Origin of the sequence: Acidovorax sp. Root275, assembly GCF_001428965.1 — a bacterium.
Lineage (GTDB): Bacteria > Pseudomonadota > Gammaproteobacteria > Burkholderiales > Burkholderiaceae_C > Acidovorax > Acidovorax radicis.
On sequence record NZ_LMJH01000001.1, the window covers coordinates 1,738,575 to 1,746,547 of the forward strand.

Consider the following 7,973-nt stretch of genomic DNA (forward strand, 5'->3'; position numbering starts at 1 on the left):
CACTCGCTGCGCGGCCCGCACCACCGACGTAACATTGGCGCCACCGCGCCGGGCACCCACCGGGCTTTGCAAAAATGCCGCCCTGCGGCGAACTGGCGGGCCCCTGCCTTGTACCCACCCGTCCCTCCGCACCACCGCCGCATGTACAAACCCCTCCAACCCTCCCGCAGCAGCACGCTGACGCTGCGCCACCTGAACTACCACGTGCGCCACTGGGGGCCTGAGCAGAGCGACCTGCCCACGCTGGTGCTGCTGCACGGCTGGATGGACGTCAGCGCCTCCTACCAGTTCACGGTGGACGCACTGCGGCAGCAGCGGCGCATCATCGCGCCGGACTGGCGCGGCTTCGGGCTCACGTCCAGCGCGCAGGCCGACCATTACTTCTTTGCCGACTACCTGGCCGACCTGGACCTGCTGCTGGACCACTACGCCCCCGGTCAGGCCATCGACCTGGTGGGACACAGCATGGGCGGCAACGTGGCCATGATGTATGCCGGGGTGCGACCCGAGCGCGTGCGCAAGCTGGTCAACCTGGAAGGCTTTGGCCTGCCCGCCACGCGGGCCGCGCAGGCGCCCACGCGCTATGCGCAGTGGATTGACGAGATCAAGCAGCTGCACCAGGGCAGCAAGGATCTGAAGACCTACGACAGCGCCGACGGCGTGGCACGCCGCCTCATGAAGACCAATCCCCGCCTGTCCGAGGACAAGGCCCAATGGCTGGCCCAGCACTGGGCGCGGCCCAACGCGCAAGGCCTGTGGGAGATCCTGGGCGACCCAGCCCACAAGATCACGAGCGCACAGCTGTTTCGGGTGGACGAAGCCCTGGCCCTTTACGAACGCATTTCAGCCCCCGTGCTGGCCGTAGAAGCCAGCGGCGACAGCCTGGGCCAATGGTGGAGCGGCCGGTACACCCTGGACGAATACCACCAGCGCCTGACCCACGTGCGCACCTGCCGCACCGCTGTCGTGGCAGACGCGGGCCACATGCTGCACCACGACCAGCCCGAGCAGGTGGCGCAGCTCATGGAACAGTTCCTGAACGAAGCGTGAACCAGATTTGAATAAAAATGGCCTCCAGCGCTTATCCATCAAGCGTTGGCAGCTATCAAATTTGAATAATCACATCCGCAGCGTCCCCAATGAGCAGAGCCTCGTGCGCACCGTCGGCCCTGCCAGGGGACATTGATAGGGCTCTGGCCCATCCCATGAGAAAATCGCGGGTTATTCCACAGAACACCCAGGACAAGAATCATGGACGCAGAACGTATCAACCTCATTGGCAACACCCTTTCCGACCTGACCGTGCGAACGCAAGAGTTACGGAGGTATCTTTGACTTCGATGCCAAATTTGAACGCCTGCGCACGGTAAACGCATCGCTGGAAGACCCTTCGGTCTGGAACGATCCGAAGAAGGCCCAGGAGCTGGGTAAGGAAAAGAAGGCGCTGGACGGCGTGGTGCTCACGCTGGACAAGCTCACGCGCGAGCTGGCCGACAACACCGAGCTCTATGACATGAGCAAGGAAGAAGGCGACGAAAGTGGCCTGATGACCATCGAGGCCGAAACCGCCAAGCTCAAGCCCGAGATCGAGCAGCTGGAGTTCCGCCGCATGTTCCGCATGGAGGCCGACCCGCTCAACTGCTTTGTGGACATCCAGGCTGGCGCGGGTGGCACCGAGGCCTGCGACTGGGCGAGCATGCTGCTGCGCCAGTACCTCAAGTACGCCGAACGCAAGGGCTTCAAGACCACGGTCGAGGAAGAAACCCCGGGCGACGTGGCCGGTATCAAGAGCGCCACGATCAAGGTCGAGGGCGAATACGCCTACGGTCTGCTGCGCACTGAAACCGGCGTGCACCGCCTGGTGCGCAAATCACCATTCGACTCGTCGGGCGGTCGCCACACCAGCTTTGCCAGCCTGTTCGTGTACCCCGAGATTGATGACTCGATCCAGATCGACATCAACCCGGCCGATGTGCGCACCGACACCTACCGCGCATCCGGCGCTGGTGGCCAGCACATCAACAAGACCGACTCGGCCGTGCGCCTGACGCACATGCCCACCGGCATCGTGGTGCAGTGCCAGGACGGCCGCAGCCAGCACGGCAACCGCGACATCGCCTGGCAGCGCCTGCGCTCGCGCCTGTACGACCACGAGATGCGCAAGCGCCAGGAAGAGCAGCAAAAGCTCGAAGACACCAAGACCGATGTGGGCTGGGGCCACCAGATCCGCAGCTACGTGCTGGACAACAGCCGCATCAAGGACCTGCGCACCAACGTCGAAATCTCGGCCACGCAGAAGGTGCTGGATGGCGACCTGGACGCGTTCATCGAAGCCAGCCTGAAGCAGGGCGTGTGATGCACGTCGAGGCCATCATCTTCGACATGGACGGCACCATGATCGACTCCATGCCCTGGCACGCCCAGGCATGGGTCGAGTTCACGCGCCGTCGCGGCATGGACATCGACGTGCCTGACCTCATGGCCCGCACCACGGGCCGCAATGGCACCGAATGCATCCGCGAACTGCTGGGCCGCGAGGTATCGCAGGATGAGGCCGACGCGCTCACGCGCGAGAAGGAAGACATCTACCGCGAACTGTTCGGCTCCCGCTTCACCGAGGTGGCGGGCTTTCGCCATTTTGCGGCGCGCGTGACTGAACGCGGGCTGAAGGTGGCTGTGGGTACAGCCGGCGACATCCACAATGTCGAGTTCGCGATGTCACGCCTGGGCATGGAGCCCGCACCGCTGGCCATCGTGCGCGGCGACGAAGGCCTGCCCGGAAAGCCCCAGCCCGCGATCTTTCTGGAGGCCGCGCGCCGTATCGCGGTAGCGCCAGAGCATTGCATCGTTTTTGAAGACGCCCCCTTTGGCATCGAGGCCGCCCGCCGGGCCGGCATGCGCGCCGTGGCCATCTGCAGCACGCACAGTGCAGATGAGCTGGCGGGCCCGCACGTACTGACCGCCGTGCGCGACTACACCGAACTCATGAACACCGACTTTCTGGAGAGCATCCATGTTGCAACTGCATAGCGCAGACGGAGACGGCGCAGGCCCCGCCACCGCCATCCGCCGCGAGGACTACACCGCCCCCGCCTACTGGATCGACAGCGTCGAACTCACCTTCGACCTGGACCCCAACAAGACCCGCGTGCTCAACCGCATGCTGCTCCGCCGCAACCCCGATGTGGCCTCGCAGCCGCTCAAGCTCGACGGCGAAGACCTGAACCTGGCGCGCGTGCTGGTCAACGGCCAGGGCACCTCGTTCAAGATGGAAGGCTCACGCCTGGTGCTGGAGAACCTTCCCGAAGGTTCTGAACCTTTCGCGCTGGAGATCTTCACCACCTGCTGCCCTGCCAAGAACACGCACCTGATGGGCCTGTACGTGAGCCAGGGCACGTTTTTCACGCAGTGCGAGGCCGAGGGCTTTCGCCGCATCACCTACTTCCTGGACCGCCCCGATGTGATGGCCAGCTACACCGTCACGCTGCGTGCCGACAAGGCCCAGTACCCGGTGCTGCTGTCCAATGGCAACCTGGTGGACAGCGGCACGCTGGAAGACGGCCGCCACTTTGCCAAGTGGGTGGACCCGCACAAGAAACCCTGCTACCTGTTCGCCCTGGTGGCAGGCAAGCTGGTTGCCCGCGAGCAGAAGATCAAGAGCCGCTCGGGCACCGACCACCTGCTGCAGGTCTACGTGCGCCCAGGTGATCTGGGCAAGACCGAACACGCCATGAACTCGCTGATGTACAGCGTGGCCTGGGACGAGGCCCGCTTCGGCCTGCCGCTGGACCTGGAGCGCTTCATGATCGTCGCCACCAGCGACTTCAACATGGGCGCCATGGAGAACAAGGGCCTGAACATCTTCAATACGAAGTACGTTCTGGCCAGCGAAGCCACCGCCACCGACACCGACTTCGCCAACATCGAAAGCGTGGTGGGCCACGAGTACTTCCATAACTGGACCGGCAACCGCGTGACCTGCCGCGATTGGTTCCAGCTGTCCCTGAAGGAAGGCCTCACGGTCTTCCGCGACCAGGAATTCAGCATGGACCTGGCCGGCAGCCCCTCGGCCCGCGCCGTCAAGCGCATCGAAGACGTGCGCGTGCTGCGCACCGCCCAGTTCCCCGAAGACGCGGGCCCCATGGCCCACCCCGTGCGCCCCGACAGCTACGTCGAGATCAACAACTTCTACACCGTCACCATCTACGAAAAAGGTGCCGAGGTCGTGCGCATGCAGCACAACCTGGTGGGCCGCGAAGGCTTCGCCAAGGGCATGAAGCTGTACTTCGAGCGCCATGACGGCCAGGCCGTGACCTGCGACGATTTTGTGCAGGCCATCGCCGATGCCAACCCGGGCAGCCCGCTCACACAGCACCTCGCGCAGTTCAAGCGCTGGTACAGCCAAGCAGGCACACCCCGCGTGCGCGCCACCGGCCGCTACGATGCGGCCACGCGCTGCTATGCGCTCACGCTGTCGCAAAGCTGTGCCCCGACGCCCGGCCAGAGCGAGAAGCAGCCCTTCGTGATCCCGGTAGAACTGGGCCTCATCGATGCCACCACCGGCGCCGCTCTGCCCTTGCACCTTGCGGGCGAAGGCGCTGCGGAGGGCACTGCACACACGACTTCGCGCGTGGTGGTGCTGACCGAGGCATCGCAGACACTGACCTTCACGAACCTGGATGCCGAGCCCGTGCCGTCCCTGCTGCGCGGCTTCAGTGCTCCCGTGGTACTCGACATCGACTACACCGATGCCCAGCTGCTCACGCTGCTGGCGCACGACGCAGACGCCTTCAACCGCTGGGAAGCCGGCCAGCGCCTGGCGCTCCGAACCGCTATTAATGCAATAGCTGACAGCGCAATGGGGACAAGCGCCAGCGGCCAATTTGACCATCAAATTCTCTCTGCAGAGTTTGTGGACGCCATGCGGAGCGTGCTGCGCAACCCGGCGCTCGATGCAGCCTTCAAGGAACTGGTGCTTACGCTGCCGTCCGAAACCTACATCGCCGAGCAGCTTGAGGTGGTGAACCCACAGCGCATTCACGCAGTACGCGAAGCCATGCGCGAGCAGTTGGCCCTGTCGCTGCAGGCCGACTGGGAAGCTGCCTGGGAGCAGAACCAGGACACCGGAGGCTACAGCCCCGACCCCATCTCGTCCGGCCGCCGCGCACTCAGCGGGCTGGCGCTGCACATGCTGTGCATCGCCGCCCAGAAGACGGGCGATGCGGTCTGGCCCGGCAAGGCCTACCAGCGCTTCAAGGTGGCCAGCAACATGACCGACCGCTTCAACGCACTGACCGCCTTGGTGGCCAGCGGCAGTGAGCTGGCCGCCCCTGCCCTGGCACGCTTCCATGCGCTGTTCAAGGACGAACCCCTGGTCATTGACAAGTGGTTCGCGCTGCAGGCCGGCGCGCCCGACCGTGGTGGCAACGTTCTGCCCGCCGTGCGCCAGCTCATGCAGCACCCGGACTTCAGCCTGAAGAACCCGAACCGCGCGCGCAGTGTGATCTTCAGCTATTGCAGTGCCAACCCTGGCGCCTTCCACCGAGCGGACGCGGCGGGCTATGTGTTCTGGAGCGACCGCGTGATCGAGCTGGACGCCATCAATCCCCAGGTGGCCGCACGCCTGGCCCGGGCCCTGGACCGCTGGAAGAAACTCGCAGACCCCTGGCGCACCTCCGCGCGCGAAGCCATCGCCCGTGTTGCCGCAAGGCCAGCGCTCTCCAACGACGTGCGCGAGGTCGTGACCCGTGCACTCGCCGAATAAACCACGACCCAGAAAAGACTGACTGACATGGCAAAAAGCATCAGCCTGACCCGCTACCTCGTTGAACAACAACGGGTGGATGGCCTCATCCCGTCACAACTGCGCCTGCTGCTCGAAGTGGTGGCCCGCGCCTGCAAGAGCATCAGCCACGCCGTCAACAAAGGCGCGCTGGGCGGTGTGCTGGGCACGGCCAGCAGCGAGAACGTGCAGGGCGAGATCCAGAAGAAGCTCGACATCATCGCCAACGAAGTGCTGATCGAAGCCAACGAATGGGGCGGTCACCTGGCCGCCATGGCCTCGGAAGAAATGGACGGCATCTACCTGGTGCCCAACCGCTACCCGCAAGGCGAATACCTGCTGCTGTTTGATCCCCTGGACGGCTCCAGCAACATCGACGTGAACGTGAGCATCGGCACCATCTTCAGCGTGCTCAAGAAGCCCGATGGCGACCGTGGCGTGGAGGAAGGCGACTTCCTGCAACCCGGCACGCAGCAAGTGGCCGCTGGCTACTGCATCTACGGCCCGCAGACCACCCTGGTGCTCACCGTGGGCGACGGCGTGGCCATGTTCACACTCGACCGCGAACAAGGCTCGTTCGTGCTGACCGAAGAGAACATCCGCATTCCCGAGGACACGAAGGAATTCGCCATCAACATGAGCAACATGCGCCATTGGGACGAACCCGTGAAGCGCTACATCGACGAATGTCTGCAGGGTAAGGACGGCCCGCGCGGCAAGGACTTCAACATGCGCTGGATTGCCAGCATGGTGGCGGATGTGCACCGCATCCTCACCCGCGGGGGCGTCTTCATGTACCCCTGGGACAAGCGCGAACCCAACAAGCCCGGCAAGCTGCGCCTGATGTACGAAGCCAACCCCATGGGCTGGTTGGTCGAGCAAGCCGGCGGCGCCGCCACCAATGGGAAACAACGCATTCTGGACATCCAGCCGACCCAGCTGCATGAACGTGTGAGCGTGATCCTGGGGTCAAAAAATGAGGTGGAGCGGGTGACGAGTTACCATTCCACGCTATAATTTGAGGCTTACGCCGGTGTAGCTCAGTCGGTAGAGCAGCTCATTCGTAATGAGAAGGTCGGGTGTTCGATTCATCTCTCCGGCACCAAGTCAGTAAAGAAAACCCCGCTATCTTTTGGGTAGCGGGGTTTTTCTTTTTCCGTTGCTTGTAGGCAATCTGTAGGCAAATTGCCTAAAAACTCAGTCTTTGCCTACTGCGTTGAAGCCCTCGGCTACCTTCTGCTGCTCAATCGCCGTCGCGATTGACTTTCGAGCCATCTTCGCTTCACCAGGATAGCGACCTGTTAGAAGCAGGCATGTGAAGGAAAACGCAACGCTTACGAACCAAAAGAAGACTGCCGCAGCCAACACGGACCACATGACTACCGCATTGCCCACGCCATCGGTGTACATAGCCCAACCTACACCAGCAACAATGCACACCTGCAATATGCCCCCCAGCCAGCCCCATAAAGTTCTGAACAGCCCACATAAGTCGGAGACTCTGTTTCGCAGCAATTCTTCGCTACTGCGCTGTGCCATGTACTGAATCAGACGCGGCACCTGGGCTTGATCGTTTTCCAAGGATGCAACAGGTACGCCCAAAGCAATGGCTGCTTCCTGAATACGGCGCCTGGAATTGCGTTTTTGCTCCCACCCTCCAAGGACAAGCACAAGCACGCCAAAGATGGTCGTCAAACCGAGAGCTCCCACCACATGAACAATCGCTATAGCCATCTGTAACCCCTCCAAGGTCTTTGCGCATTTTGGAGCTCACGAATCAATGTTGTCTACAGCGTGCTGAACATGCTCACTGTCTGGGCCGACAAAAAGCCAATAGCTTGCCCTCGCGCGCGCGGAACGTTCGACCGGGATATGTCATCCCCTAAAAAGAGCTGTCCAGCACCAGCACGAATCCCACAGCGGGGACTCTCCTTTATGGACTCTGAAAACTCGTTCCATTGCCGGACTCTGGTCTGTACTTTGCTGTACTTTGCGGGCTTGGTCCCGGAGCAGACTGAGTATTCCAGGCGCACCTGAACACTGAGTCCATTTCGATCTGACCACTCCGCCAGCACCGATGACAGTTCGCCTTTGGGCCCGCTAGCGCCCATCACCGTAGGGCAGAATTCGGCCACAAGCTGCCGGTGGTGAGTCGTGAGAGCGGCCGCTCAGAGAAATGAGCTAGCGGCCC

At 62.7% G+C, this 7,973-nt stretch carries 6 protein-coding genes and 1 tRNA gene; 6 read left to right on the top strand and 1 reads right to left on the bottom strand.

The window, feature by feature from the left end:
- Window positions 1-141: 141 nt before the first annotated feature.
- The 6 genes from ASE52_RS07745 to ASE52_RS07770 all read left to right on the top strand — a co-directional run bounded on the left by ASE52_RS07745 (window position 142) and on the right by ASE52_RS07770 (window position 6,887).
- On the top strand, window positions 142-1,050 hold the full coding sequence (locus ASE52_RS07745) for an alpha/beta hydrolase (RefSeq protein ID WP_057224933.1): 909 nt from the start codon (window positions 142-144) through the stop codon (window positions 1,048-1,050).
- A 201-nt stretch (window positions 1,051-1,251) separates the two neighbouring features.
- Window positions 1,252-2,356, top strand: a protein-coding gene (prfB, locus tag ASE52_RS07750; RefSeq protein ID WP_100199503.1) for a peptide chain release factor 2 whose coding sequence is annotated in 2 segments (ribosomal slippage) — window positions 1,252-1,332 and window positions 1,334-2,356 — 1,104 coding nt in all. Because the reading frame shifts where the segments join, the coding sequence is not laid out codon by codon here.
- Complete coding sequence (locus ASE52_RS07755; RefSeq protein ID WP_010465821.1) at window positions 2,356-3,030, top strand: HAD family phosphatase; 675 nt, start codon at window positions 2,356-2,358, stop codon at window positions 3,028-3,030. Before prfB ends, ASE52_RS07755 begins: the two co-directional genes overlap by 1 nt.
- The gene (pepN, locus tag ASE52_RS07760; RefSeq protein ID WP_057224936.1) at window positions 3,014-5,764 is read left to right on the top strand and encodes an aminopeptidase N; all 2,751 of its coding nucleotides are present in this window, start codon (window positions 3,014-3,016) and stop codon (window positions 5,762-5,764) included. Before ASE52_RS07755 ends, pepN begins: the two co-directional genes overlap by 17 nt.
- Window positions 5,765-5,791: 27 nt before the next feature.
- Window positions 5,792-6,799 (top strand): class 1 fructose-bisphosphatase, encoded by a 1,008-nt coding sequence (locus ASE52_RS07765; protein WP_010465823.1) that lies wholly within the window; start codon window positions 5,792-5,794, stop codon window positions 6,797-6,799.
- A gap of 12 nt (window positions 6,800-6,811) precedes the next feature.
- Window positions 6,812-6,887, top strand: a tRNA-Thr gene (locus ASE52_RS07770).
- A gap of 92 nt (window positions 6,888-6,979) precedes the next feature.
- Here ASE52_RS07770 and ASE52_RS07775 read toward each other — a convergent pair.
- Window positions 6,980-7,516: a hypothetical protein gene (locus ASE52_RS07775; protein ID WP_140426157.1), complete on the bottom strand. Its 537-nt coding sequence runs from the start codon at window positions 7,514-7,516 to the stop codon at window positions 6,980-6,982.
- Window positions 7,517-7,973: the final 457 nt, after the last annotated feature.